The sequence below is a fragment of the [Lactobacillus] timonensis genome (genome assembly GCF_900240275.1).
GTDB classification, from domain to species: domain Bacteria; phylum Bacillota; class Bacilli; order Lactobacillales; family Lactobacillaceae; genus Limosilactobacillus; species Limosilactobacillus timonensis.
This window is the reverse complement of record NZ_LT964761.1, coordinates 1079720-1104524: the sequence shown is the minus strand read 5'-3', so window position 1 is coordinate 1104524 and position 24805 is coordinate 1079720. Positions and strand designations below refer to the sequence as shown.

Here is a 24805-nt window from a genome sequence, read left to right as displayed (position 1 = left end):
CAACCCCTATGCATAACCAAGCATTTTGAATTCATGGTTAGCACTTACTTATTATCAACGACATTGAGGCCGGACTGCTGGGCGTTGAACCAAACGTCAGTAAGACGCATATTTGGTCCTACTTTAATACCGTTAATCTCTGTGACCGGTTGAACATAATCGTTGGTTGCCAGTGGTTGCCCTTTTTCGGTCGGCGAATCACGCCAGTAGATCTTGCGTCGCTGGTATTTCACCGGATTGTCAATAATGTTGCCAGGCTTAACAATCCGGAAAGCGCCGACGATCACGTAATCACCATGGGTCACAACCAAGAGGTACTTAATTTTATCTTCATTTTTACCAATTACCCAGTTCCCAAAAGAACGGCGGGCTACCTTATCGGAATTAAAGGCCGCCCTACCAAGAAGCTGATAGTTATTAGCATCTTGCGGATCGCTTGAGCCGCCGAGAGTCACTAAACCAATATGCTGGTCTTTTAAGTCCTGTAGTGAGACAGGCGGCATGGCTAGTCGATCATTAATCTCTTCGACTGTTGAATATGGTAGGTGGGCTTGGTCCTGATCGTCATTGTGGTATCCGGGCATCCTGTTGTTCCAAACAGCGCCATAGCTGCCCTGATCCAGAATTTTTAGGAAGTCGATCATTGCTCCCTCAACCACCTGGGCCTCGCTCGTGGTCAGCCCCCACGAAATAATCATTCTCTTCACGTGGTAGCCGTCCCGTTCAATCGCCAAAATACGTTCCAGCTTCGCATATTCACCATGAGCCTTTCCCCTGTGAGCCTCGGCCTCGTGTTGAAAGACCCGGTCGCCATTGCCCCGACCAATATAAAAGACGGTCCCTTTTAATGCATGCTGCTTATCCGGGCGTGGATCAATTAACGCGTAAACATAGTTTTGCAGTTTCTTTTGCACATCTAACGAAAAATGGTTCAATTGAGTCATGTTGTACCACCTATACTTTATTGCTGCGACTATCATACCAAATATCACCTGCCGATGTTGTTTTCGTTGTATAATAAGCCGCAAAAAGGAGAGAAACATCATGAAAATTTACTTTGCTGCCGCTATCCGTGGCGGTCGCCAGGATCGTCAGCTTTACCACCAGCTGATTAACTTTCTGATTATGAACAAGCACCAGCAAGTCCTGACTGAACACATCGGTTCTGACCAGCTAACGGCCGCTGGTGAGAAAAAGTTGTCTGACAAGCAAATTCGCGATCGCGACGTCTCATTTCTGGAAGAGGCCGACGTGGTCATCGCCGAAACTACACAGCCGAGCCTGGGAGTTGGCTACGAACTGGCCTACGCTGAAAAAATCGGCACTCCCGTAATTATTCTTCACCGTCAGAAAGAAAGCCGCTTATCAGCAATGATTAACGGTACGACGTTCTTTAACAACATCAATTACTATTCTTCCATTGAAGATGCAAAGCGGATTTTGAGCCACCAACTACAACAATTTTCCCGGGAAATGGCACAGTCAGATGAAGATCGCCGTTAGCAGTGATAACCACCTCGACGTCAACCGGATTGACGTTGAAAAGGCGTTAAACTTCCAGTCGGACTGGCTTCTTGGCCACGATATCAGCTACTATTTCTTTGGTGGCGATCTCTTTAACGACTTCCAGCAGACCCGCAATTACTTTTCCCGCATGCGTCAGTTGCTCGGTCCCCGCGCCGCTGCTTATTTTATTGCGGGCAACCATGATATGCTGAAGAACGCTCCCCATCAGCTAGTGGAACATTGCCCAGACCCCGGTTACCTCCACCAGCAATTTGTTGACTTGCCCGGAACAAGGTGGCGGGTAATTGGCAACAACGGCTGGTATGATTATTCTTTCTCCGCTTATGCCAATCAACCACGGCGTGTCGCCCAGTGGAAGAATGCCTACTGGTTGGATAGTGCGATCGATCAGCCATTTGACGATCAACAACAAATGGCTAACGTCCTGCAGCAGGTGAAAAAGCAACTTGATGACGCGCGACAAGCTGGTAAGCAGGTTATCTTCCTGACCCATTTTGCCCCTCGCGCCGAACTGCTCTCTCCCCAACCATCCTTTGTCAGCTCGCCCCGGCAGCAGTATTTCTACCAGATGTTTCGCGCAATGATGGGCAGCAGCAAGCTTGGTGACTTACTAGAACAGTCAGGAATTGTTAAGCTAGTCTTTTCTGGTCACCTCCACGGTCAGCACCCCGTTATTACTCGTCATGGAGTAAGCTACTATAATCAGGCTGTTGGTGTCCGTAATAAGCGCTCCAATGAATGGCAAGCCAACAACTTTTTTGACCAGTGGCGGCAGACTTTAAAAATCATCGAACTTTAAAAGGGACAACCAATTGAGGTTGCCCCTTTGTTTTTATAACTCTAATCGCGGTATCGGCTGACGAAATCCTCTGGTCTTTACCAGTAGGATTAAGAACCCAACTAGTAACCACAAACCGCCCACAATTTTGGCTGAAGTGGCTAAACTCAGGAAGATCCACAAGCTAACCGCAAAACCAATTAGCGGTGATAACAGGTACTTCAACGTCGTCAACAAGTTCTTCTCTCCCCGCAGATAGAAACGGTAAATAACACTAAGGTTGAGGAGGAGGAAGCCAAAGAGTGCCCCAAAGCTTACCAGGTTAGAAACAGTATTTTGCGTCAGGGTTAGTGACAAGATTAATGACAAAGCACCAACCAGGATAATCGCTACCCAGGGAGTGCGGCGAGTTTTGTGAAGGTAAGCAAACTGCCGTGGCAAGATCCCATCACGACCCATGGCGAACAGAATGCGGGACACTGCCGTCTGTCCTTCCTGACCACCAGCTAGGCCAAATGACAAGACAACTACTATGTCTGTCAATCGCGTCAGTACCGGTCCCCCAACCCGGTTAATGATTTGTGAAAAAGCCGTCGCCGGATTTAATGAGAGGTAATTCGGTGCTACCCAGCCGGCCAGCCAGGTGGTGATCACAAATAGCGACCCAATGCCCACAATCGCACCGATGATTGCTCGACCGACTGAACGACGTGGCTCAGTTGCCTCTTCTGCCAACGTGCTGATGGCATCAAAGCCCAGGTAGGAAACAATCACAATGCCCGTCGCCTGCAACACCCCCGAAAAGTTAAAGTGGGTCGGGTTATAAAAGGCGATGCTCGTCGGATGGACCTGACCAAGGAGAGTCAAACGGAGTGTTAAGAAAATAAAGACTGCTAAGACCAGTGCTTGAAGGCCGAATAGCAACCAGCTCAACCGAGATACAAAGTCGACCCCCCAACAGGTTAATAATGGTGTTGAACACAGCAATAAAAGTAATCCACGCCCAAACCGGCACCGCCGGAAGCAGTTCATGCCCAAATGAAGCACTGATTAAGTAAGTAATGGTAGGAATCAGTAGGTAATCCAGGCAAATTCCCCAGCCACCAAGAAATCCCAGTGCCGGGGTGGTTCCCTGTTGAACATAGGTGTAAACCGAGCCGGAATACGGATAACGATGGCTCATCGTTGCGTAGCTGAAGCCGGTAAAAAGCATTGCAATCATCCCGACTAAGTAAGCCAGTGCGACCATCCCATTCGCCGGCTTCAAAAATGAACCGTAGAAGGCGACCGGCGCTACCGGAATCATAAAAATCACTCCGTAAATAATCAGATCGCGGGTAGAAAGGGACCGTTTGAGTGTTCCTGTTTCAACTTCTTCCATTTTATTCCTTCTCTCTAGCAGCTTGACGTATTTTCTTATTTCTTAATCAAAAATGGCGTATGCGCGGACCGGAAAACCGGGTGCCTTTTCCGGCTTGGCAACGGAAATGTTAATAACGGCCCCGGTTGCCGGCACCTGATCAAGATTATCCAACAATTCCACCTGGTAGTGCCCGTGTGACAAAACGTAGTATTCACCAACCAGCCCGTCACCTTGTTCCGTCGCGGTATCAGTATCGAATGTTTCATGCCCATTAGCGGTGGCATGGCGGGTTTCATAAATGTACTTCAGGGCGTCGAGTGACCAGCCAGGGTAATGGTTCTGACCGTTAGCATCCTTGTTTTCAAACTTTTCCTGGGACGGCCAGCGCTTGCTCCAATCGGTTCGCAAGGCGACAAACGATCCGGCTGGAATAGCCCCGTGTTTTTTCTCCCAGACTTTAATGTCCTTGACCGTCAGGCTTGCATCAGGATTAGCAGTTGCCGCTTCATGGTGGTCAATAACGACTAACGGGAGCACCAGGTCTTTAAGGGGTAAATCCTCCACGTAGCGGTCATCATCCTTGTAAAAGTGAACTGGTGGGTCGATGTGAGTTCCATATTGCCCGGGAAAAGTATATTCCTTAACAAAGAAACCATCGGCATGGGTAAAAATTGTGTCAAACTTTGCGGGTTTAAATGACGGAAAACGGGGGCTATCCGGACCAAAGGTATGGGTCAGGTCGACCCAGTGCTTATTCTTCAATGACGCTACTAGTTGTTGAGTTTGTGAGGTTGTCTTTTCTGTCATCTTAATCACCTTTTCCTTAATTAGCCCCAGACTTCATTAGCGATGTCTTTAATGAGGGCGATCTTCTTCCACTGCTGTTCTTCAGTCAGAACGTTTCCTTCCTCCGTTGACGCAAAACCACACTGGGGACTTAAGCAAAGCTTATCGAGCGGATGAAACTTGGCCGCTTCGTGGATCCGTTTAATGATTGCTTGCTGGTCTTCCAACTGGCCGCTCTTTGAAGTTACCAGGCCGAGGACCACGTACTTGTCATCTGGAACCGCCGCGAGGGGTTCAAAACCACCTGCCCGGTCCGAATCGTATTCCAAGTAGAAAGCAGTAACGTTTTCTTTTGTGAAAAGCGGATCGGCTACCGGACCATACCCACCGGTAGCGGCCCAGGTTGAATGGTAGTTTCCACGGCAATCGTGCGTGTTAATTACCAGGTCAGCCGGCTGGTCATCAATAACAGCGTTATTAAGATCGACGGATTGTTCTTCTAGCTTTTCTAGCTGCTGGACATCAAACCCGGCCGTCTGGATGTGTTCTGGGTGCTGGGCAAAGTCGGCATAAGTAGACCAGGTACAGTCATCCAGCTGGAGGGTCCGGCAACCAGCAGCGTACAAGTCAGCCACAACCTGCCGGTAAGCTGTTACCAGGTCAGAAGCAAAGGCGTCAAATGACGAATAGTGTTCCTTCACGGTCGGAATGTTTTCTGGACGAAGGAATTCGAAGTAAGCCTGAGCTGGTGATGGGATTGTCTGCTTTACCTCCGTTCCCGCCGAGACGTGGTCGCGGGTAAACTTGAAGTGATCAACGAAGGGGTGGTGCTCCCCGCTAACCTTCCCACTAACCTTGGCAGTTTCAGCGCGGGTCGTTTCGTCGTGAAAACCATAACCTTCCTGCGCAGTCGCTTTTTCGATCCCGTGAAGGCCCCAAATGAAGTCGAGGTGCCACCAGCTGCGACGGAATTCGCCGTCAGTCACGGCGTGAAGGCCGGCAGCTTCCTCTTTCTTGATTAAGTCGATAATTGCAGCGTCTTCCACGGCAGTAAGTTCTTGACGGCTTAACTGACCAGCCTGGTACTTAGCCCGCGCCTCCTTTAACTGCCGTGGACGTAGGAAGCTGCCAACAATGTCAAAGCGAAATGGTGATACGGTTCTCCTAGTAAATTCAGTCATAATAGTGACTCCTTTCATGAACAAAAAAAGTCCCTAGAGCCAACCTTCCGATTAGCTCTAGGGACGGATACTGACAGACGTCAATAGCGTGTTACCACCCTATTTTGGTTCAGCCTCACGACTAAACCCTCTACAGGTACTCCAGAGAATACCCAGGTACGATAACGTGCACCAACCCGGCAGCCGCTTGCCAACGCTCACGGCTTTCATCGCTCCAAGACCATCTTCGTCACCGGCGCCAACACTGCCTCTCACCTCTCGCAGTTCTCTGGAGAAGGCTCCTGATGATTACTCATCTCTTCATCGCGGTTATTAAATTGCTTGCCAGTATATTATAATCATTTTCTAATGTTGTCAACAGTAAATCCTAATTTTTTTCTACTGGTTCATTTCTTTGAGCGCCAGGGCAAAGTTGCCAATCGTTGCTGAGCCGTTGTTCTTAGCTAGTGGCATCGTCAGATAATCGTCAACCTCTCCCACGTCCACGTAGCCGTTCAGCAGCTTTTGAAATTCCCGGCGAACTTTCTTCAAGAAATTTTCACTAACAACGCCGCCACCAAAAACAAGTTTGTCTGGTCGAAACATCAGCGTCGAATCGAGCGCCGCCTGGGCAACGTAATAGGCCATAATGTCCCAAACGTGGTCAGTCAGTGGTATTTGCCGGCCACTAATTCCTAACCGCGCCGGAAAAGTCGGCCCACTGACCAGTCCTTCCAGGCAGTCACCGTGATAAGGGCAAATACCGGCAAAATCCAGGTCATCAGGGTGACGCTTGACGCGGATATGGCCAACTTCAGGGTGTCCCAGTTCACCGACAAAGTGGCCGTCGACCACTTCACCAGCCCCAACACCAGTGCCGATGGTGTAGTAAATCAGCGAGCTGACCTGCTGGTTAAATAAGGTAGCTAAAACGTATTCCCCATAAGCCGAGCCATTCACGTCGGTCGTCCAGGCAATGGGCAGATTAAAGTGCTTCTTCAGTGGCCCCACGAAGTCTGTGTTTGCCCAGTGCTTCTTGGGAGTGTTAGTGATAAAGCCGTATTGCGGTGAGTTTTGCCGGATCTCAATTGGCCCGAAAGACGCCACTCCCAGCGCCTTCAGCTGGTCACGATACTGGTCAAACCAGTTAATGCACTGACCGATAGTTTCTTCTGGTGTCGTCGTCTTGATAATCTTTGAATCCTTAATCCGGTAATCCTCATTACCAACGGCACAAACAAACTTGGTACCGCCTGCTTCAATACTTCCCAATAACATGACTGTATCCTCCCTCAATCACTTTCGTGCCGCAGCAACAATCGCCATCGCCAGCATACCCATTGCCATCAAATCCATTGACAACATCATCTTGTTCATCACGGTAAGTACCAGGACGACCGCCCAGTAGACCACCATCAGGTAATTCCACGCCTTTTTCCAGTTCAATATCCTATCCTCCCTGTCGCACGTAATTCTTTACCCCTATTTTACCCTTTTTGGGGTCGTCTTAAGCATTTTTTCAATTTGGCTAGCAGTCCCGTGATAAAATAACGCCAGAACTAGTTTGCAAGATATAATAAAGGAGTGGATGCTGATGGGTAAACACCAATTAGAAACCGCCATTTTTGCTGGCGGCTGTTTCTGGTGCATGGTCCAACCGTTTGATACCCTGCCAGGAATCAAGAAAGTCGTCAGTGGCTATACCGGTGGGCACGTCCCGCACCCGACTTATGAACAGGTTTGCACTGGGAAAACTGGTCATACGGAAGCCGTCGAGATCACTTTTGATCCGCAAGTCTTTCCCTACAAAAAGCTCGTGGAAACCTACTGGACAGTCGCCGACCCGACTGACGCGATGGGGCAATTCCAGGATCGTGGCGACCAGTACCGGCCGGTCATCTACTACAACTCACCAGAACAAAAGCGGGTGGCCGAACAGTCCCGCCACGAATTAGCCGCTTCCGGGCGATTTAGTGAACCAATTGTCACCCGGATCGAACCAGCCCAGCCATTTTATCCGGCCGAAGACTACCACCAGGACTTCTACAAAAAGAATCCCCAGCGTTGCCAGCTGGAAGAAGCGGGCGGACGGGCAAAGTACCAAGCCCAGTTCAAGAAGAAGTAGTTAATATTTTATTGCATTTGCAACAAAGCTGACGTAGAATACAAGGAGAACGATCATGGTTGATATCTTACGAGAAATTGGAATGATTGACCGGGCACTGGATTCCATCTCCAACATTGAATTTAAGGAGATCGAGCTCGCACGTGGTCAATACCTCTATGTAGTACGGATTTACGAACACCCCGGCATCATCTCCGAGCAGTTATCAAACATGATCAAGGTTGACCGCTCAACCATTGCGCGTGCCGTTAAAAAGCTGGAAAATCACGGCTTTATTGAGCGTAAGCGTGACCCGCACAACAAGAAGATCAAGCACTTGTACGTCACCGAAAAGGGAAAGGCCATCTACCCGTTTATCATCCGGGAAAATGAACACTCTAACTCGGTCGGCCTTCGCGGTTTTTCGGAAGAAGAAGCCCAGCAGTTACATGATTATCTGGTCCGGGTCCGTCACAACATCGACGGTGATTGGAACTTTGTCAAGCGCGGTGGCAAGCGGAAGTATTAATCATCTGGAGGATTGGATAATGAAGCAAGTAGTAATCGACGACAGTTTTTGGCAACTCTTTCCTGATGCCCAGGTTAATATCCTTTACGTCAACGGAATTGACAACCACAGTAGTGATGCCAACCTGCAAGAACGACAAGAATTGTTGCAGCAGGCAACAAAAGCCGCCGGTGAATTTCTCACTAACGACACTTTCCGTCTAAACCCGGTCGTTGACCAGTGGCGAAAGGCTTTCCAGCAATTCAAGAAGAAGAAGGGTGCCCGCTCATCCATTGAGGCACTGCTCAAACGTGTTAACCAGGGACGAGAGTTGGCTCCAATTGACCCGCTGGTCGACGTTTATAACAGTATCTCGCTGACCTACGGCGTACCAGTCGGAATCGAAGACCGGGAGAAGATCGCCGGCGACATGCACCTGGGGCAAGTTGAAGCTGGTCTGCCCTTCCAACCCGTGGGTGTGGACAAGGATGAACCAACGCTCGACGGCGAAGTCGCCTACTACGACGATCAGGGTGCTGTTTGCCGTTGCTTAAACTGGCGTGATGCTCAGCGGACAATGCTGACGGAAGATTCCAAAAACATTGTCGCCGTCATGGAAGCCATTGATCCAAAACAAATTGACCGGGCCAACAAAGCGATGGAAGAACTGAGTAAGTTAATCAACCACTACTTTGGTGTTCAACCAAGTCAGGTCTGCCACCTGACGAAGGATCATCCGGAAGCTGTTGCCCCAGACAATTTTTAATAATGAACTACTAAGACGGTCTCACGACGAGGCCGTGTTTTTGTTTACCTTGTTTTCACCGTGCGGTCATCCCCGCCGCCGAGAGTCTGTTATAATAGATAAACTTGGTTTGTACGAAGGAGGTTCAACAATGCAACCATTGGATGACGAGACGACTTGTCCAGATTTGGCACAATTGTTTGGTCACATTACCACGGCCACAATTTGGTTTGGTAACCCCTACATGCCCTGGCACGACCCACAAGTGCCCGGTGGCAAGTGGGGCCAACAATTAATCATTAACGAAAACGGGCACTGTCTCAGTCAGGCGTTCGTGTTTAACCAACACCTCCGCCGGCCGATTGCCGGGCAAGCCGCTGAACAACTGCAAATACCTGCTGAACAGGCAACGCAAATCCTGCACGACCTGGTAACGACACTCAATTACTGTGGCCGCCTGGCAGATGACGATGAAGACTCGCCCAATCGTTACGTTGCCGTTCAAAATGACGTGGGAAAACAGTTTGTTTTCGTCGACTTTTCCGATACCGAACCGCTGGCAATCGGTCGACTGTCGATGGAGATTCGCGACCAACTCAACCGCGCCGATTTACTGGTAATGGATGGTCGCGGCCGTGATGACTTCATTGAAAAGCTGACGATGACCTTCGTTGACGATGACGACTACGGAGAACAATTATGTATGTCGAGAGCTGACGAAACCATCACCTACAAACGATGGGAACCCACGGGAACCGACATTACCACCACCTACCACCTGCCGGATAACGTTTCTGCCATTCTTGATAACCTCAACCAAGCGGACTTTACGGAAACCATTCCGGGCTTGCCCGATGACGCCATGGATGACGACGGCCAGTTTGGCCACTTCACGTGTACGCTAACCCAGCGCAACCTGGACCCCATTCGTTTTGGCGGCGATTACGAAAAGTACAGTTTGCCGGACAACTGGCCGGGATTGATGGAAGTCTTGCACAACATGATGGACATCCCCGTCCTTGGCGTCCTTCTCTCAGCCGACTTCTTTGGCAAACGCCGCCGTCGCGCTTCGGACGTCATCTACCTGAGTGTTAACTTTGGCAACAGCAGCCGTGAGTACAATTACCTCACCGATGACGATTCTATCGAGGTTGGCGACGACGTGGTAGTCCCTGTTGGGGAAGACAATGTCCAACAAGTGGTCGAAGTCACCGCCAAGAATTACTACCAGCCGGATGAGGTGCCCTACCCGCTCGACCGGATCAAAAGAGTCATTGGAAAGGCCGACGATGATGATGAGAGCGATGAAGACCTGTAAATCAACTAACATCAAAGGGCGTCACAATCGGCAGCAATTGTCGATTATGACGCCCTTTTAATTTGTAAGGACCGCCCTGGTTACCAGTTGGCTCCCGGCTCCAGCTGCTCCACGATTTCCTCAATCACTGCTGCCCGCGAAACAGCCGCCAGCTGTTTTTCCCAGGCACGCAATTGCTGAACAATCCGCTGCTCAGCAGGGGTCCACTCGTCAGTTTTCGGAAGTAACTGCTGGTCCTCGACCGGGGTTAGCGGGTGGTCCTCATCGATCAGGTGCTGGTAAGCCGCCGGCAATTCTTCTTGTTGAAAGCCAAAGAAAGTCAATTCGTGCATGATATCGACTAGCAACTCAGTCAAGTAGTGCGTGGTCAGCTGATTTTCTGCGACGAAAAAGCCCATCACGTTACCCTGCAACGTGTAGGTAAAGCTAAACATCTGGGCTTCTGGGCCCTCTTCAACCAGGTCATTGACCGTTGAAAGGCCAAATGATGGTTCGGGAATGCCATCTTCAACGTGGTGGTAAGCGTAAAAAATCAGCCCGTCGGTGTTTTCCCGCGCTTCCATCGTTTTTAATTGTTTTAAGTAATTGAGAAGCTGTTGGCGGGTTTCTTCTTCAGCCTCGCCAACTGTCTTCGTGGGTTCAAAGTCTTCCAGCTCTAACGGATACTTTAGTAAGTAATTATCAATCAGCAACTGGGGATCTGTCTGTTGGAGAAAGGATTGTACTGTCTTCATCTCTTTACCTCATGTCAATGGATTTTCTCACTGCAATCAACAAGCATCTCCGGCTGGTTAATTAATAAGTAAGACGTTGATATTATACCGGTAGCGTTTTCAGATAGCAAGCTTTGACACATATTTGTAGTAAGGATTGCGAAAATCGCAACAAATATATAAAAAAGTAGTATTTTTGCCAACTTATTTACTACTTTTAGAGTAAAATTTGAATTACTTCGTTTCCCCACTGTCGGATCATTTCGAGGAGGTCGCTAATCTTAATAATCACCGTCTGGGTGTTAACGTTTGGGTGGCAGCCAATCAGTGGACTTTCGGCGAGCAAGCCCTTGTCGACGACAGCTTTCACCTGGTGCTGCTGGTCATTGAGCAAGTTAAAGGGCGAAACGGCTCCCGTTGTGACCCCCAGAATAGCGGTGAGTTGTTGTTCCTTGGCAAAGGACAACCGCCCGGATTCCAGTTGCTGACGCAGTTGTTTCATGTCAAGTCGTTGGTCATCTCTCATCATCACCAGATAGAGGTGTTGCTTGTCATGGAGGAAAAGGTTTTTGGCCCGCGCAAAGTCGTAGTCGGCGGTGTATTTATCAGCCTCTTCGGCCGTGTAGACCGCCGGGTGGTTAACGACTTGGTAGTCAATTTGCTGTTGGTCAAGCATTGATAAGATTTCTTCCGAATTCATTTCAGTACCCCCCTTTCATGTTTCTTTATACGGTCCGCAGTAAGAATAATTGTTCAATTAACTACACCTCAGGTGGTGTGACTAAAATACCCCCGAAAATTCTACTACGGGATTTTACTATGACTACACCCGACCTATTTGCTGTATAGGTCGGGTGTCATTTTTACTAAATTGGGATTTTATCTAAAGAGACAACTTAATCAAACTCAGTAGAATGCTGATCAGAAAAACAACAATAACTACCACCGAAAGCCAAAAACCGGCCTTGTTCTTTTGCCGGTCCCAATGAATATCCAGCTGAGATTCGATCATAGCAATGCTCCCGATAATGTTCAGCACTGAGGAAGCCACTTGGTTTTTAATCAAGCCGTCACTGGACAGCACGAGGGCGGCACCAATTAAGGCTAGCAGAATGGTTTTCACTTTTTGTTGGGTCATGTAAGGGCTCCTTTTGATGTGGTGATGTTATAACCGTATCAAACATTAAAAGATAGATCAAACTAGCAGACACAAGTAAATAAAACAACTAAACAAACTAAACCACTTTTGATTAATTACATCGTTATAATCTTTACAGGAAAGCTATTTATTTAAATGGGAGCAGCGTAAGTTNACCATTTCAGTGGACTTAAACAGTTACTACCAAGACATCGCTCGTCGCTTGTTTCCCCACGCCGAAATTATCATCGATCGTTTTCATATTATTGCCATGATGACTCGTGCTTTCAATCAGTATCGGGCCCAAGCCATGAAACAATTCCCGAAAACCAGTCGCCAGTACCGACTGTTAAAGTTTAGCTGGCAACTCTATCTCAAATCTGCGACGAATCTTTCTTACGAGCATGAATATTATGATCGTCACCTTCGTCAGAAGGTTACCAGTGGTGAACGCGTGGATTTAGGTTTGGCTATTAATGATCGCTTACGAGCCGACTATCAGTTTCTCCAAAATGTTATGCAAAACCTCAAGCAACGTAATCTCGATCAACTGACCGAAAGTCTCTATCCGGGCACCGAGCTTAGTCCGCAAATGACCGCTGTTTTACACACCCTCAGACATAATCTCATGTACGTCCTTAACGCCTCACGATTTGACTACAGTAACGGGACTATTGAGGGGATCAACCGGATGATTAAACAAATTCAACGCACCGCCTTTGGTTTCAGAAATTACAATCACTTGGTATATCGCATTCATTTCCGCCAAATGGCACAAAAAAAGAATCAAGCCGCTTAAGCTTGATTCTTACCTGTCAACAGGATTTGACAAAGAGCCGATTATTGTTGGTTGGTAATGGTTGGTTTGTTCTGACGCCGGTGCACGTCTTCGACAATCAGGCGGTAAATGGCGGCAAATAATGGTACTGTCATCATCATCCCCACCACGCCGGAGAAACCACCACCGATAATCACGGCGGCAAAGACCCACACACTTGGTAAGCCGATGCTGGAGCCAACCACCAGCGGGTAGGTAACCCGGTTATCAAACTGCTGGAGAACGACGATGAAAATTAAGAAGATCAGGGCCTTCATTGGCGACACAGCAAAGATTAGAACGACGCCAACGCTGGCTCCCAGGATCGCCCCGATAATCGGAATCAATGCCGTAAAGCAGGTCACCACCCCAATCATGGAAGCATACGGGAGACGCAGGATTTTCATTCCCACAAAACAAGCCGCACCCAGAATGGCCGCATCCTTACACTGACCAACGATATATGAGCTATAACTCTGGTCGAAGGTCTTAAGGATGTGCAGAAGAGGCCGTTCGATCCGCCCGCCATAAGTGCGCAGCAGCTGGCGGCACTGACGTCCTAGCTTTTCTTTAAAGATCAGCAAGTAAACGGAGAAGAAGATCGCCACGACCATCGTGGTCACACTGGAGACGATTGACGAGGCAGTCGACATCACCGTCTTGACTGTCCCACCAACACCGACAGTCAGGTATTTACCTGCCTTGTTCCAGTCAAAGTGCTTGAGGTCAATACTCTGCCAAAATTCTTTCAAACTGCCGTTTTCCTGGAAGTAAGTTAAAAAGCGGTTGACCGTTTTTCCGTGATTAGCCACCAGCATCTCAATACAGTTGACTAATTCTGGGATCACCATCCGCACCACGAAGGCCAGGATCAGAATAATCGTCAAGTAAGAGCAAACCAGGCCAAAAGCACGCTTAAAGCGCTGGGCTTTATCGCCCTTAAACAACCGTTGGTAAAGGCCCTCGTACTGGCGAAGCACAAGGTTGACGATGTAGGCCACAACGCAGCCAAGCAGCAAGGGAATAATTGCCGAATAAACCCGCCGCAGCAGCTTGTCTACCACTGGCCAGTAGCGAATGGCTAAGTACAGAATAAAGGCCACAATGGCCAACGAGATATGCCGACGATTAATTTTAATTTTCAACTTCCTCTTCCTAACTTCAGATGTCCAGGTAAGTAGTAACTCGCTGTAAATTATATCATAAGCAATCGTGAGGTCTTAGCAGGAATTAGCTAAGCTTCATTAGTACTCTCGTCAGTCTTCACCGTTAAATCCTGTAGCACTTCCGCCGCCTGCTTGTCCCGGTACTGATATTGGTTGGCCAGCGACTGATTACCATTTAGCTTCTTAATGATATTTTCTGCGTCCATATTATCAGCCACCGTGTCCACCAAAACAGCTAAATCCTTGACCTCTCGCCGAATTCGGCGCGTTTTTTGCAAGTATTGGACAAACTTTGCCGCATCAATAGAGGAAAAATCAACCAGTTCCACCAAATGCAACTGGTCTTGTAAAATCTTTCCATCGTACCAGCCCAACAGGCGGTTTAGCTCATCGCGATGGATGAGACACTCGAGCACGTATTTCAAACTAGCAAAGAAATCTTTCGCATTATAAGTCGCCAAATCAAAAGCTGGCTGCTCCTCTGTCTGGGCAGTCGCCGTTAACGATCCCCGATTCTCATCATCAAGATGGTCAGTCACCCGTTGGCTAAGTCGATCTAAGCGAACACTCAATGCTGATGCCTGGGCGGCCAGCTGGTCTAGTTGCAAATCATCAGTCGACCAGATGACCTTGCCATTTCGTAAGTCGAGAACCGTCAAATATTGGTTCTCAAAATCTGGGTACTTTGACCAGAAGTTTTGATTTGTCGTTAATGTCCGCGCCGTTGCAATCGCCTTGTCGTCCTCCTTCCAACGACGAACATCTGCATTTAGCGGATAACCAAAGCCACCATTCTTATACAAGGTGGTATCGAGAAAACGATAGGTATCTTGCTGCCTCGTGGCAACGGCATAGTATTTCTTATCCTTCTTAATTTTTCTAGTCATCTTATTGCTGACCCACGACGGCGATGGTTCGACTTCTTTAAGCGGAAGATTGTCAGTAGATGTAGCAATCATTGTCAGTTGCTCCAGCTTCTCCGTTCCCTGTTTGGCAACATAAAAACGCTCGTCATTTTTTGTGGCGAATATAGTCGGATAATCATCGCGAAGGCGGCCAAAGTCGTTAACCAAGTCATCGCGAGAATCCCAGGAACAATGATCGTCAGCCTTCTTGGAAAAATGATGCGACAGCGTCCAAAAAGAACGCTTTCCAGCCTGTGAAAGATATACCAACTCAAATGCCATTGTTTCCTAACCTCATTTCCAGTAGAGCCACTTATCTTGACGAATATTTGAGATAAACACAAACATATGTTCGATAAAATTATACCATACTGGAAAACTCTTTGTCGTCTTCCCAAACAAAAAAGCGTCAGCAATTGCCAACACTATCAATAATTAATTAGCGTTTAATTACCCTATCCGATGAAATGCATCCCGATCATCAAGCAGCCAAGCACGATAAAGACCAACGCGACGATACCATTGAGCTGCTTTTCGTTGACTGAATTTGCATACCGCGCACCGACAAGTCCTGAAATGACCGCCCCAACAGCGATAAGTGCTCCCATTTTCCAATCAACATTTCCCTGTCGGGCATAGCCAAGCATGGAGGAAATTGCGGTGATACACATAATCACCGTCGACGTCCCCACCGCCTGATGGATTGGGTAATGCAGAACGAAAACGATGGCTAACAGGATCATTACTCCACCGCCAGCACCAACAAGGCCACTAATGATGCCAATAGCAAAGCCGATTAGCGATAGTAAAAATGCTTGACCAACTGGGCTCATTAAATGCAACCCTTTTTGAGAGTCAAGTCGCTGAGACTTTTGCCCTTTTCTAAAGGTTGCTAGCCCGGAGATAATTAGCACAATCGCAAAGGTAAAACTAAGTGAGCCATCCGGAATCAAGCCTGCCCAATGACTCCCTAGTTGGGCACCAAGAATTGATCCAACGGTGATCCATAGACTAGCCCGCAAACGGACATTCTCATGCCTGAAATAACCAATAGCCACAACAATACTCGTGATCACATCCACCATCAGGCTAGTTCCAATCGCTAAGTGTGAGTTCATCCCCAGCCACATGGTCAAGACAGGCACCACCACACATACACCGCTGGCGCCAATCAAACTAGTGACCGTCCCGGTAACTAATCCCAAAACGATCACACCAATCATCGTTACCACACTCATTACACGATCCCCCATTTTCAGTCATATCAACTAGCAGTGGTGCTAAGGCAGCAGTTTCGCACTTTTTATCCAGAGTTGATGCAAAAGATAAACCGTTAAATAAGAGCACAGCCAGGTGAAAACCCAGGTGGCGAGGACACCAGGAAGCAACCAGCGACCGGCAATTTGACGAAACCACAGTGACCACAGAATACGTTCCCACAAAACGTTGGCCAGAAAGGCGCGATAAGCATAAAAGGCCAGGAAATGAATCACTTTGAGCGAGCGGTCCATTTGGTAAACCTTCTGAACAATGCAAATCAAGTAAATGAGGGCAATTACTGCTAAAGCATAAATGGCCATCGATGGTCGGTAGTATGTGTCATCAACTAACTTGGTTAAGTCATGAAACGCGAAAAATTGCTGACGGGTCCATAAGTAGGTTGCCACATATATGAAAAGAACATCCCACCAACCATAGTACAGCCACCGCTGAATCTGTGAATGGAAATTCCACGCAAGCCCACCATAAAAGCCGAAGATCAAGAAACTCAAAAAACAGCGGTTGAGCAAGTACCAGTGATTTGCTTCGGGTCCGTTGAAAACATACTGGTCATAAAAGATTAGCCATGCGGCATATATTCCAGTAACGATGATAAAGCTGATAAGCAATCGACCAATGTCATGGCCCACATAATTGGTGACCCATTTAATAACTGGCATAATCAACAGAAACTGAAGCATCATCACGCTGTACCACAGGTGCGGCGCGGCATTTCCGCTGACCACCTGCCAACAGAAGCTGGTCACGTTATGGTAGTGTTCACGTTGCTGCAAATTGGGCATAGCCAAAAGGTAGATTAAAGTCCACATCAGTGTCGGCCAGAAATTATCCGCCCACTGGTCGCGTGCATAATTCGGCATTGGCAGCCGACGATAATTTTCATTTTGTCGAATCACCGTAAAGACAATCCCGAAAATAAAGGTTGGCGACGTACACTTTACAAAATTATAAAGTGAAGCCAGGAGTCGTTGTTCGCCACCCGTTAATGGCAGTTTGATGGTCAGTGCGATAATTGGTTGGAGCATGACCATCCCGTTAGCGATCACTTTCAGGTAATCACCAATATCGGCAAGCCACCAGTTGTTCTGCTGATCATTTAACTGCCGCAACTTCGTTTCACCTCAGCTAACTCAACATCGACAAATTTATTACGCCAAGTCACGCCTGCCTCACTGGATGCCTAATGATTGTCTTCCGCTTTTCCGGAGCAACCCGTCGTAGATCTGACAGGTAAATCTCATGGTGATGGCGCTGATCATTAAGATCGTTGACATAGCCATTTTCTGCCAAGTATTGATCCATCAGCGCCACTGACTTCGGTTCGTCATCGTACGCGCCAATGTGCATTATCTGAGCACAAAGGCCCTCGTCAATCGTTAAAAAATCTGCGACAGAGCAATCTAGCTTTTTCTTCTTACTGGCCGTTTCAACAGCCCAATCAAAGTCTTTGCGGGTAATAAAGTCAGGCAGCCGAATGACAGAAAGCCAGTTAAAGGTCGCTTTGTTTGTATAATCCACGCCCTTAACACCATCCTGCCACCAAAAACCTTCTAATGGCGGGACAACATACTGAAAGAAACCATCAATCTGGTAGTCAGTTTTATAACTCATTTTGAGGGTATAGGCGAGAGCATACAAAATACCGAGCGCCTGCTTATAAGCACCACCTTCTTCATTTGGATCACCTTGACCCCTCACGGCAATGAAATTTACCTTGAGAACATTGACGATTGCTGGTTTCCTCTTGTGACGATACAGTTCTTTATATTCTCTCTTAAAGTCAAAAGTCATCTTTAATCTCTTTTCTTAAACCGCTGGTCAAGCCAGTTGACGATATCCTGTTTGACCTCGCTGGCATCCTTTTCAAAAAGGATTTCGTGGCGCATCTTTTGATAGATTTTGAGCGTGGCATCACGGTATCCGGCGTTCCTCAACATCTCAAAGGAACTTTTGACCTGCGATTTATTGCCGGCACAGGGGTCGTCAGCCCCGTTGAGAAATAAAATAGGAACTGGGTGTTTACTGGTAAAGTGACGCAGCTTTCCCAACTTACCCATCCCATCGTATAAGTCACTGTAACCCTGGTTGGTAAACGGGAAGCCACATGCCACGTCCCGAATGTAAGAACGCACGTCCACTTGGTTATGACACAACCAGTCAAACTTGGTTAGCGGGTGGCTGATCTTTTTGTTAAAGCCACCAGTTGTTAATTTTGTGAGTAAACGGCTAGTATTATGGCTTCCCTTAAAGGAAATGATCGCCTTGCTGAGCAACTTACCAACCCGCCACAAGGGATTGTAATAAGGCACACCAGATAAAATCATCCCGTCAAAGTCTTGGTAACATTGCAAGTAGCTGCGGATAATGATGGTCCCCATCGAGTGACCAAACAAAATTACTTTTTGGTTAGGAAAGCGTAAATGAGCCTGCTGGACTTGTTGATGAAGCTGTTGAATTAGTTGGTTCCAGCCATTTTTACCAAAGTAGCCCCGTTCTTTGGGTGGCAGCTTTTTTCCGTGGCCTAACAGATCATATCGAATGCAACTATAACCCTGAGACGTTAAATATTTGCAAAAGTTGGCATAGCGGTCGCTGTACTCTTGCATTCCATGTACTAAGACCACCACCACCTTTGAATGTGGTACTTTTGAAATCAATACGCTAACACCTTCCTGCCGCAAAGCATTGCCGGCTTGTTATTGTGATACTAGACTATTTTAATATTAGCTATTTATCATCAGAAAAGCAAAATCACCATCCAGCAACAAACAGAAATTGTCCGTTACAAGATGGTGAAACAGTTTTCCTATCCAGATAGTTTCATTAATCACTACCGTTTTTATCCACCCGGTTAACTGTTAGCGGGTATTTTGCATCTAGTTTCGGGTTGATCTTTTGAATAACAAGCCATTTTTTCAGTGGGCTCATGATAATCCAACCACCAACCCAGAGAAAAACAATCACCCACCGCAATGCACCGGCAACAGCAAAGTAAACTGCGCCTAACGCTAACATGCAGATAATATAAATGGCGTTAAAAAGTTTCTTAAACAGATGGTATTCATCGTGCCGTGCGTCTAACTGGTAGTGCAACTGGTCAGCAGCATTCTGAATCTTATCAGCTTGTTGCTCGGAATTACTAGTGGGAAAAAGATCGCCAACTTCCACACCGAGAGCACCCGCCACCAAGTTGAGAGTCGAGATACTAGCATCTTCACCCGCTTCAAGGCGTTGAATTGTCCGCACCGACACCTGTGCTTTTTCAGCCAACTGCTCCTGTGACATCCGCTTTGCCATCCGTAATTGCTTAATTTTGTTCTTTACCATTCGAATTACCTCCTTTGACTTCACTACCAAGGTAACCTTTTTAATTCACTGCTGCCACGACATCTAGCTGACAGTTACCCGTCAGTTGGCCGCCATAACCCGCCAGCGGTTATTTCCTGGGAAATTATCCTATATCAAATATACATCAAAAAATCACCATCTGCGAAGGGCATTCGCGAATGGTGAATAGTTAAACTGGTTGGTTGTTTGTCTTATTTAAACAGATCGTTGAATGATTCCGTCATCGTCGGGTGCGTGTAGATTTGTTCAGCTAACACCCTGGCAGGAATCTTGTTGTTCATTGCTAGTGAAATGGTATTGATCAGCTCGTAGCTTTCCGGTCCGTAGAGAGTGGCACCCAAAATCTGGTTAGTCTGCGAATCGATCAATGCCTTGAACAATCCTCGCGGGTCTTGCAATACACGGGCCTTTGGAATAGTAGCCACAGGCAATTTCTTGAGCTCATACTTGATCCCCTGACGCTGGGCTTCTTTTTCTGTCAGCCCGACCTGCGACAATGCTGGAGTGATAAAAACCGACGTTGGCACGTTGACCCGGTCACTAACCTTGCGCTGACCGTTACCGTAAAGCTGGTCGCGAATAATGCGAAAATCATCCAGCGAGATGTAAGTAAACTGCAGACCACCCTTCACGTCACCGATGGCCCAAACGTTATCAACGTTGGTCTTCAAATGGTCATCAACGATGATATTCCCGCGGGAGCCCAGTTGAACATCAGTGTTTTCCAGTCCCAGCCCGTCTGTATTGGCACGGCGACCAGTGGCAACGAGGATCCGATCAGCAGCGATTTGCTGGCTGGTGCCGTCCTTTTCGTAGGTTACCACTGTGTCATCAACCCTGGTGACTTGAACGCCAGTTTCAAAGGTTACCCCGCTGTCTTCCAGGTCTTTCTTCACAACCGCCCGAATATCATCATCTTCTCGTAAGAGGATATCCGAATGACTGTCAAGGACCGTCACCGCCGACCCGTATTCGGCAAACATCGACGCAAATTCCAGCCCGATGTAGCCGCCACCAATGATCGTCAATCGCTTTGGCAAGGCCATTTGGTCCATTGCCGCGGTGGAATCGAGTATTGCTGAGCTTTCCTTCAGTCCTGGAATATTAGGGATAATCGGCTGTGCACCAGTATTGATGAAGATGCGCTGTCCTTCAAAACGTTGCTCACCGTCCTTGGTAGTAACGGCAATCTGATGGTTGCCGGTAAACCTCGCCGTCCCATCAAGCACGGTAACGGTTGGCTCATCGGCGAGCATGTGGTAATTCTTATTGCGCAGCATCGCCGTCATCTCATTTTTACCGTTGACGGCGTCCACAAAGTCAACGCCGTTGGCCGCTTCGATAATTAACCGTTTGGATGGCAAGCAGGCAATATTGATGCACGTCCCCCCGTACATCTGGTTGGACTTTTCAATCACCAAAACCTCTTCACCCTTTTGCGCGAGGAACTTAGCGAGGGTCTTGCCACCCTTACCAAAACCGATAATAATATTCTGGACACGTTTCATAGTTATCCCCCTTTATCATTGCTAGGGATAACTTACCATGGATCAAGTCTTTCACCAAACTGATTGCTCAAGAACGATTCCTATCTGACATATGTGCAAGAACAATATTGTCAAAATGACAAGGTAACTATTATGGTCACTCAACCTTTTCTTGATCATGAATTATTATCATCTAGCCAATACCTAAAGCAGCTCTTCGTAGTTACATTATGATATTATGCACATACGAGGTGATGAGGATGTTAAAGCTAAAAGGAGAATCTAAATTCTTTAAAACCGGTAATTCATTTGGCTTACGGTTAACCAAAAATGATAAAGAAATTCTTCATGCTAAACCAGGCGATGAATTTGAAAAGACTATCTCCCCAGATGGTCAGACCATTACTTTTCGCAAAAAACAAGTTGTCAGCGATAAAACCAAGCAGATGATTCAGCAACTGTTTGATGAAAACAAGGAATTAATGGAGCGGCTGAAAAACAAATGATTTATTTAACCAAAGCTGACATCATTGCGGTCAACCATTATGTTCTTGAAGGCGTCGGTCAAACTTACCGAGGTATCCAGTATCCTGAAGGATTGTCCCTAGTAATTGAACAACCACAAATGGTCGTCTTCGGTCATCCTCTTTATCCAACAAATTGGTTAAAAGCAGCTTATATCATGCAAAAAATCACAAAAAACACATCTTCGCTGATGGCAATAAACGAACTTCTTTTTTAACAACTTTACTTTTTCTCAAGAAAAATAGCTACAATACGTCTTTGACGGTCGATGAAGGCGAAGCATTGATCATGCAAATAACCCTCGCGAACGATACGGAAGATGAGATGGTCAAAGTTTCAGAGATTCTTCAGCAGCACTGCACAAAAGATAATTGAGGGAGCGTGACAAACCGTGAAACAGAAATCAGAATGATTTCGTTTTTGAACGGCTCTAACGCGGAAGTCATAAATGACTTCGTAGTCACGACGCGCAGCTAGGCTATCTGCCGCCCCAGCGAGCAACAATAGGCCTCTAGCTTCGGCTTTACCAGAACGCTAGAGGCCATTGTTGTAGCGCCTGTTAACTTTTAGTGTGAATAAGAGGGATTATGTCACAGCCCTTTTTCTACTGGTTTATCTGATAATAGTATACACAGCGACCACACAAGCTTGTCTAATCATGAGGTTGGCTTTGCAATATTTCATTGATCTCCGTGCTCTTTGAGTTAACAACGATCTTCCGCTCATATTCTTCCATTTTGTGAAGATACTTTTCCTCTTGGGAGGTAAAGCGGTCAAGGTCTTCTAACCCTATTTCACGTTCGAAGTCTTCCATCGTCATTGTTTGGCCCTCTCCGTCATCAATTTCTTTAGTAGCCTGTTCCAACTTATCTAGTTCATCTTGGAGGTGTTCCTGCTTTAAGCCGAAAAAGCTTGCTTCATACATAATATATACTAGTAGATCTTCTAAATAATGCTTTGTAAGCTGGCTATCCGCAATGTAAATCCCATGACTTCAGCTTGTTCGGTGAACTCAAATCCGTAACTGGGAGTATCAATTCCTTTTTGCCTTAATTCGTTCAATGGCACTAAAGAAAAATACGGCTCAGTGATCCAATCTTTTGGGTAGTGGTAAGCATAAAATACCACGTTTGCCCATCGTGTGATGGTTTTGTTGCCAAATTTCTCAAACGATCAACGTATTCTGCAATTGTTTTTCTAGCAGTGGCCTTGGCCTCACCAATAGTTGTTTCATCATCAAAATCATTAATTTGAATCGGATAAGTAACCAAATATTGTTCCACCAAGTCGTCTTTTTTAGCTTTTCTAAATGCTTCTTGAACTGTCTGCATTACTGAACTCCCCCTTAACCATTAACCATCCAGTCATGAAAATCTGGGTGTTTTTTTGGATCATAATGACCATGCTCATCGAGCTCGATGGTTTCCACTGGGATTTTTTTGATTAGTTTTGCCCATTCTTCTTCGGTTGGCACCTTATCCATGGCGATTCTCCCCTAATACATTATTTATGCTTGTTACCACATAAGTATTGAACCAAAGTAGACCTGGAACTCAAGAAATAAAACATACTAACCTGTAGATGGATTGTAATTCGACGGAACTACAATTCATCTTTTTCATTTATTATGAGGAAGAGAACCAGATCAAAATGCCCTCGTGGCTTTTGGCGCTTTGACGTCGTAAATAAAACTGACGATCTAGTCACTAAACATAAGGCACTTCTAAGTATGTTGGCACATTGATGCAGAGTATAGAAAATTAGATTAGTTTGGTGATTTGGATCATGATCTCGTCCTCTAGGAGGTAGAAGGAATGGATAACGAAAATGTCATTGTTTTTGGGATTGATGTAAGCAGCCGTAAATCCAACGTTTGCGAAATGTCTGGGCAAGATCATGTCATTAAAAGCTACGAAATCAGTAATGACCAAGTGGGCTTTAACATCTTGCTCAATAACTTAAAAGTCTTTGCCAAGAAACCAGAAATCATTTTTGAAGCCACCGGCGTGTATTCGGAACGACTAGAGTCGTTCCTGGATGCATATCACTTTAGCTATTGTCGGCTTAATCCGCTCAAAGCTAAGCAACAGTTAATGAGATTTCGTGTGAATAAAACGGATAAACATGATGCTTATAGCCTGGCTAATTCGCAGTACATCTTTCATCGTTAGCCAGAATGGCGAACTACTCCGGTGTATAAGAAATTAAATTCTTTAAGCCATTACTATGATCACTTAACTCATGATTTGGTCATTTCGAAGAATCGACTTCATCGGGTTTTACAAGAAACTTTCCCAGAAATGGAACGGTTATTCGCAACTCCACAGAGCGAAAACTATTGGCGATGTGTCATCAAATTCACTCATCCTGAACTAGTCAAGACCGCCGGTCTTGATAACATTACCGAACAATTAATGGAACTAAAGGGAGTTGGCCATCACCGTGCAATTTATCTGACTCATCGATTATTGAATTTAGCTAATATCACTTACCCATCAGTACCAATGGACTTCCCTCAAGTTGTCCAAGCTCGTGATTATGCGCAACGACTCATTACTTTGACTAATAAACGTCAAGAAATCATTACTCAAATGGTTGATATGGCGGGTCAATTGAAACATGATGACTTATCAATCCTCACTAGTATTCCTGGAATATCAAATACAACCGCAGTACTGCTCTTAGGTACTTTAGGTGACATTCGTCGGTTTCGAAATCCGAATGCCTTAAATGCCTTTGTTGGGGTGGATTTACGCCATTATGAATCAGGACAATTTATTGCGGCCGACCATATTAGTAAACGCGGTAATGCAATGGCTCGTAAGATCTTGTATCGAACCATTGGGCAAATGGCTTCAGCTAGTCACTATCATCAGTGTCACATTGCGGACTACTACTTTCAAAAGAAAAAATCTTCTCAGAGCCGAAACTCTAAGAAGATTGCGATCGCAGCTGTTCATAAACAGAACCATCTACCACCTAATAATCTATGGCCAGAAATATGATTATCGACTTGCCAAGCATTGCTAATTGGCAAAGATAACCCTTTGATCAACCCCTATTATAGCCAGTTCAATAACAATTTTAAAATCAATTTTGGACTGGTTGTTTTAGTGTGCCCAAAATCAAAATCTGA

Annotated in this window: 33 protein-coding genes; 12 read left to right on the top strand and 21 right to left on the bottom strand. The window is 46.5% G+C overall.

Annotated elements, in window-relative coordinates; genetic code table 11:
* Positions 1-44: 44 nt before the first annotated feature.
* The gene (locus C1710_RS05345) at positions 45-944 is read right to left on the bottom strand and encodes a GIY-YIG nuclease family protein (protein WP_102280829.1); all 900 of its coding nucleotides are present in this window, start codon (positions 942-944) and stop codon (positions 45-47) included.
* Between the two features lie 100 nt (positions 945-1044).
* Here C1710_RS05345 and C1710_RS05340 point away from each other — a divergent pair, with 100 nt between their 5' ends.
* Together C1710_RS05340 and C1710_RS05335 are read left to right on the top strand one after the other, a co-directional pair.
* Entirely contained in the window at positions 1045-1503 is a 459-nt protein-coding gene (locus tag C1710_RS05340; protein ID WP_102280827.1) for a nucleoside 2-deoxyribosyltransferase, read from the top strand.
* The gene (locus tag C1710_RS05335) at positions 1487-2326 is read left to right on the top strand and encodes a metallophosphoesterase (RefSeq protein ID WP_102280824.1); all 840 of its coding nucleotides are present in this window, start codon (positions 1487-1489) and stop codon (positions 2324-2326) included. The genes C1710_RS05340 and C1710_RS05335 overlap by 17 nt, the downstream gene beginning before the upstream one ends.
* Positions 2327-2359: 33 nt before the next feature.
* On the opposite strand, the gene C1710_RS05330 is transcribed toward C1710_RS05335, so the two are convergent.
* The 6 genes from C1710_RS05330 to C1710_RS08260 all read right to left on the bottom strand — a co-directional run bounded on the left by C1710_RS05330 (position 2360) and on the right by C1710_RS08260 (position 7060).
* Positions 2360-3238, bottom strand: a complete 879-nt coding sequence (locus C1710_RS05330; RefSeq protein ID WP_408065696.1) for an APC family permease — start codon at positions 3236-3238, stop codon at positions 2360-2362.
* A complete protein-coding gene (locus C1710_RS08530) occupies positions 3126-3686 on the bottom strand; it encodes an APC family permease (RefSeq protein WP_408065695.1) in 561 nt (186 codons plus the stop codon). Before C1710_RS08530 ends, C1710_RS05330 begins: the two co-directional genes overlap by 113 nt.
* A gap of 42 nt (positions 3687-3728) precedes the next feature.
* Positions 3729-4475 carry a cyclase family protein gene (locus tag C1710_RS05325; protein ID WP_102280821.1) on the bottom strand — a complete coding sequence of 249 codons (747 nt, stop codon included), beginning with the start codon at positions 4473-4475 and terminating at the stop codon, positions 3729-3731.
* Positions 4476-4495: 20 nt separating this feature from the next.
* The gene (locus C1710_RS05320; RefSeq protein ID WP_102280818.1) at positions 4496-5635 is read right to left on the bottom strand and encodes a 5-methyltetrahydropteroyltriglutamate--homocysteine S-methyltransferase; all 1140 of its coding nucleotides are present in this window, start codon (positions 5633-5635) and stop codon (positions 4496-4498) included.
* A gap of 378 nt (positions 5636-6013) precedes the next feature.
* Complete coding sequence (gene scrK / locus C1710_RS05315; protein WP_102280816.1) at positions 6014-6892, bottom strand: fructokinase ScrK; 879 nt, start codon at positions 6890-6892, stop codon at positions 6014-6016.
* 18 nt (positions 6893-6910) lie between these two features.
* Positions 6911-7060 carry a hypothetical protein gene (locus tag C1710_RS08260; RefSeq protein WP_180961311.1) on the bottom strand — a complete coding sequence of 50 codons (150 nt, stop codon included), beginning with the start codon at positions 7058-7060 and terminating at the stop codon, positions 6911-6913.
* A 148-nt stretch (positions 7061-7208) separates the two neighbouring features.
* On the opposite strand from C1710_RS08260, the gene msrA reads away from it, so the two are divergent.
* The 4 genes from msrA to C1710_RS05295 all read left to right on the top strand — a co-directional run bounded on the left by msrA (position 7209) and on the right by C1710_RS05295 (position 10289).
* Positions 7209-7739 carry a peptide-methionine (S)-S-oxide reductase MsrA gene (gene msrA / locus C1710_RS05310; protein ID WP_102280813.1) on the top strand — a complete coding sequence of 177 codons (531 nt, stop codon included), beginning with the start codon at positions 7209-7211 and terminating at the stop codon, positions 7737-7739.
* Between the two features lie 55 nt (positions 7740-7794).
* Complete coding sequence (locus tag C1710_RS05305) at positions 7795-8247, top strand: MarR family winged helix-turn-helix transcriptional regulator (RefSeq protein WP_102280811.1); 453 nt, start codon at positions 7795-7797, stop codon at positions 8245-8247.
* Positions 8248-8266: 19 nt separating this feature from the next.
* Positions 8267-8992: a B3/B4 domain-containing protein gene (locus C1710_RS05300; RefSeq protein ID WP_102280809.1), complete on the top strand. Its 726-nt coding sequence runs from the start codon at positions 8267-8269 to the stop codon at positions 8990-8992.
* Positions 8993-9122: 130 nt separating this feature from the next.
* Positions 9123-10289 carry a hypothetical protein gene (locus C1710_RS05295; protein ID WP_102280807.1) on the top strand — a complete coding sequence of 389 codons (1167 nt, stop codon included), beginning with the start codon at positions 9123-9125 and terminating at the stop codon, positions 10287-10289.
* A gap of 80 nt (positions 10290-10369) precedes the next feature.
* Here C1710_RS05295 and C1710_RS05290 read toward each other — a convergent pair whose 3' ends face one another.
* The 3 genes from C1710_RS05290 to C1710_RS05280 all read right to left on the bottom strand — a co-directional run bounded on the left by C1710_RS05290 (position 10370) and on the right by C1710_RS05280 (position 12140).
* Positions 10370-11023 carry a DUF6557 family protein gene (locus tag C1710_RS05290; protein WP_102280805.1) on the bottom strand — a complete coding sequence of 218 codons (654 nt, stop codon included), beginning with the start codon at positions 11021-11023 and terminating at the stop codon, positions 10370-10372.
* Between the two features lie 196 nt (positions 11024-11219).
* A complete protein-coding gene (locus C1710_RS05285; RefSeq protein ID WP_102280802.1) occupies positions 11220-11702 on the bottom strand; it encodes a prolyl-tRNA synthetase associated domain-containing protein in 483 nt (160 codons plus the stop codon).
* 183 nt (positions 11703-11885) lie between these two features.
* Positions 11886-12140: a hypothetical protein gene (locus C1710_RS05280; RefSeq protein WP_102280799.1), complete on the bottom strand. Its 255-nt coding sequence runs from the start codon at positions 12138-12140 to the stop codon at positions 11886-11888.
* A gap of 184 nt (positions 12141-12324) precedes the next feature.
* On the opposite strand from C1710_RS05280, the gene C1710_RS05275 reads away from it, so the two are divergent.
* Positions 12325-12939, top strand: coding sequence for a transposase (locus C1710_RS05275; RefSeq protein WP_180961310.1), 615 nt, complete (start codon positions 12325-12327; stop codon positions 12937-12939).
* 41 nt (positions 12940-12980) lie between these two features.
* On the opposite strand, the gene C1710_RS05270 is transcribed toward C1710_RS05275, so the two are convergent.
* From C1710_RS05270 to C1710_RS05235, 8 genes are all read right to left on the bottom strand, one after another.
* Positions 12981-14102: an AI-2E family transporter gene (locus C1710_RS05270; protein WP_102280793.1), complete on the bottom strand. Its 1122-nt coding sequence runs from the start codon at positions 14100-14102 to the stop codon at positions 12981-12983.
* A gap of 89 nt (positions 14103-14191) precedes the next feature.
* Positions 14192-15310 (bottom strand): hypothetical protein, encoded by a 1119-nt coding sequence (locus C1710_RS05265; protein ID WP_102280790.1) that lies wholly within the window; start codon positions 15308-15310, stop codon positions 14192-14194.
* A 173-nt stretch (positions 15311-15483) separates the two neighbouring features.
* Positions 15484-16266 carry a sulfite exporter TauE/SafE family protein gene (locus C1710_RS05260; protein ID WP_180961309.1) on the bottom strand — a complete coding sequence of 261 codons (783 nt, stop codon included), beginning with the start codon at positions 16264-16266 and terminating at the stop codon, positions 15484-15486.
* A gap of 42 nt (positions 16267-16308) precedes the next feature.
* Positions 16309-17418, bottom strand: coding sequence for a hypothetical protein (locus C1710_RS05255; RefSeq protein WP_235857975.1), 1110 nt, complete (start codon positions 17416-17418; stop codon positions 16309-16311).
* A 49-nt stretch (positions 17419-17467) separates the two neighbouring features.
* Positions 17468-18100 (bottom strand): GyrI-like domain-containing protein, encoded by a 633-nt coding sequence (locus tag C1710_RS05250; RefSeq protein WP_102280784.1) that lies wholly within the window; start codon positions 18098-18100, stop codon positions 17468-17470.
* A 2-nt stretch (positions 18101-18102) separates the two neighbouring features.
* On the bottom strand, positions 18103-18966 hold the full coding sequence (locus C1710_RS05245) for an alpha/beta fold hydrolase (protein ID WP_102280781.1): 864 nt from the start codon (positions 18964-18966) through the stop codon (positions 18103-18105).
* A gap of 166 nt (positions 18967-19132) precedes the next feature.
* Positions 19133-19636, bottom strand: a complete 504-nt coding sequence (locus C1710_RS05240; RefSeq protein ID WP_102280778.1) for a helix-turn-helix transcriptional regulator — start codon at positions 19634-19636, stop codon at positions 19133-19135.
* A gap of 212 nt (positions 19637-19848) precedes the next feature.
* Complete coding sequence (locus tag C1710_RS05235) at positions 19849-21165, bottom strand: FAD-dependent oxidoreductase (protein WP_102280776.1); 1317 nt, start codon at positions 21163-21165, stop codon at positions 19849-19851.
* Positions 21166-21404: 239 nt separating this feature from the next.
* Between C1710_RS05235 and C1710_RS05230 the strand changes: the two genes are divergently transcribed.
* Genes C1710_RS05230 through C1710_RS08525 form a run of 3 tightly spaced genes read left to right on the top strand, consistent with a single transcriptional unit; the run spans position 21405 to position 22044 of the window.
* Complete coding sequence (locus C1710_RS05230; protein ID WP_102280773.1) at positions 21405-21650, top strand: AbrB/MazE/SpoVT family DNA-binding domain-containing protein; 246 nt, start codon at positions 21405-21407, stop codon at positions 21648-21650.
* Complete coding sequence (locus C1710_RS08480; RefSeq protein ID WP_328587350.1) at positions 21647-21886, top strand: hypothetical protein; 240 nt, start codon at positions 21647-21649, stop codon at positions 21884-21886. Before C1710_RS05230 ends, C1710_RS08480 begins: the two co-directional genes overlap by 4 nt.
* A complete protein-coding gene (locus tag C1710_RS08525; protein ID WP_408065694.1) occupies positions 21805-22044 on the top strand; it encodes a Fic family protein in 240 nt (79 codons plus the stop codon). Before C1710_RS08480 ends, C1710_RS08525 begins: the two co-directional genes overlap by 82 nt.
* Positions 22045-22321: 277 nt before the next feature.
* Here C1710_RS08525 and C1710_RS05220 read toward each other — a convergent pair whose 3' ends face one another.
* The 3 genes from C1710_RS05220 to C1710_RS05210 form a co-directional block, all read right to left on the bottom strand.
* Positions 22322-22594 (bottom strand): hypothetical protein, encoded by a 273-nt coding sequence (locus C1710_RS05220; RefSeq protein WP_102280770.1) that lies wholly within the window; start codon positions 22592-22594, stop codon positions 22322-22324.
* Positions 22595-22736: 142 nt separating this feature from the next.
* Positions 22737-23000 (bottom strand): hypothetical protein, encoded by a 264-nt coding sequence (locus C1710_RS05215; protein WP_102280767.1) that lies wholly within the window; start codon positions 22998-23000, stop codon positions 22737-22739.
* Between the two features lie 14 nt (positions 23001-23014).
* Positions 23015-23152 carry an AbrB family transcriptional regulator gene (locus tag C1710_RS05210; protein ID WP_102280765.1) on the bottom strand — a complete coding sequence of 46 codons (138 nt, stop codon included), beginning with the start codon at positions 23150-23152 and terminating at the stop codon, positions 23015-23017.
* A gap of 331 nt (positions 23153-23483) precedes the next feature.
* Here C1710_RS05210 and C1710_RS08345 point away from each other — a divergent pair, with 331 nt between their 5' ends.
* Together C1710_RS08345 and C1710_RS05205 are read left to right on the top strand one after the other, a co-directional pair.
* The gene (locus C1710_RS08345; RefSeq protein ID WP_235857974.1) at positions 23484-23840 is read left to right on the top strand and encodes an IS110 family transposase; all 357 of its coding nucleotides are present in this window, start codon (positions 23484-23486) and stop codon (positions 23838-23840) included.
* Between the two features lie 21 nt (positions 23841-23861).
* Positions 23862-24674: a transposase gene (locus tag C1710_RS05205; RefSeq protein ID WP_235857973.1), complete on the top strand. Its 813-nt coding sequence runs from the start codon at positions 23862-23864 to the stop codon at positions 24672-24674.
* The last annotated feature ends 131 nt before the right edge of the window (positions 24675-24805 follow it).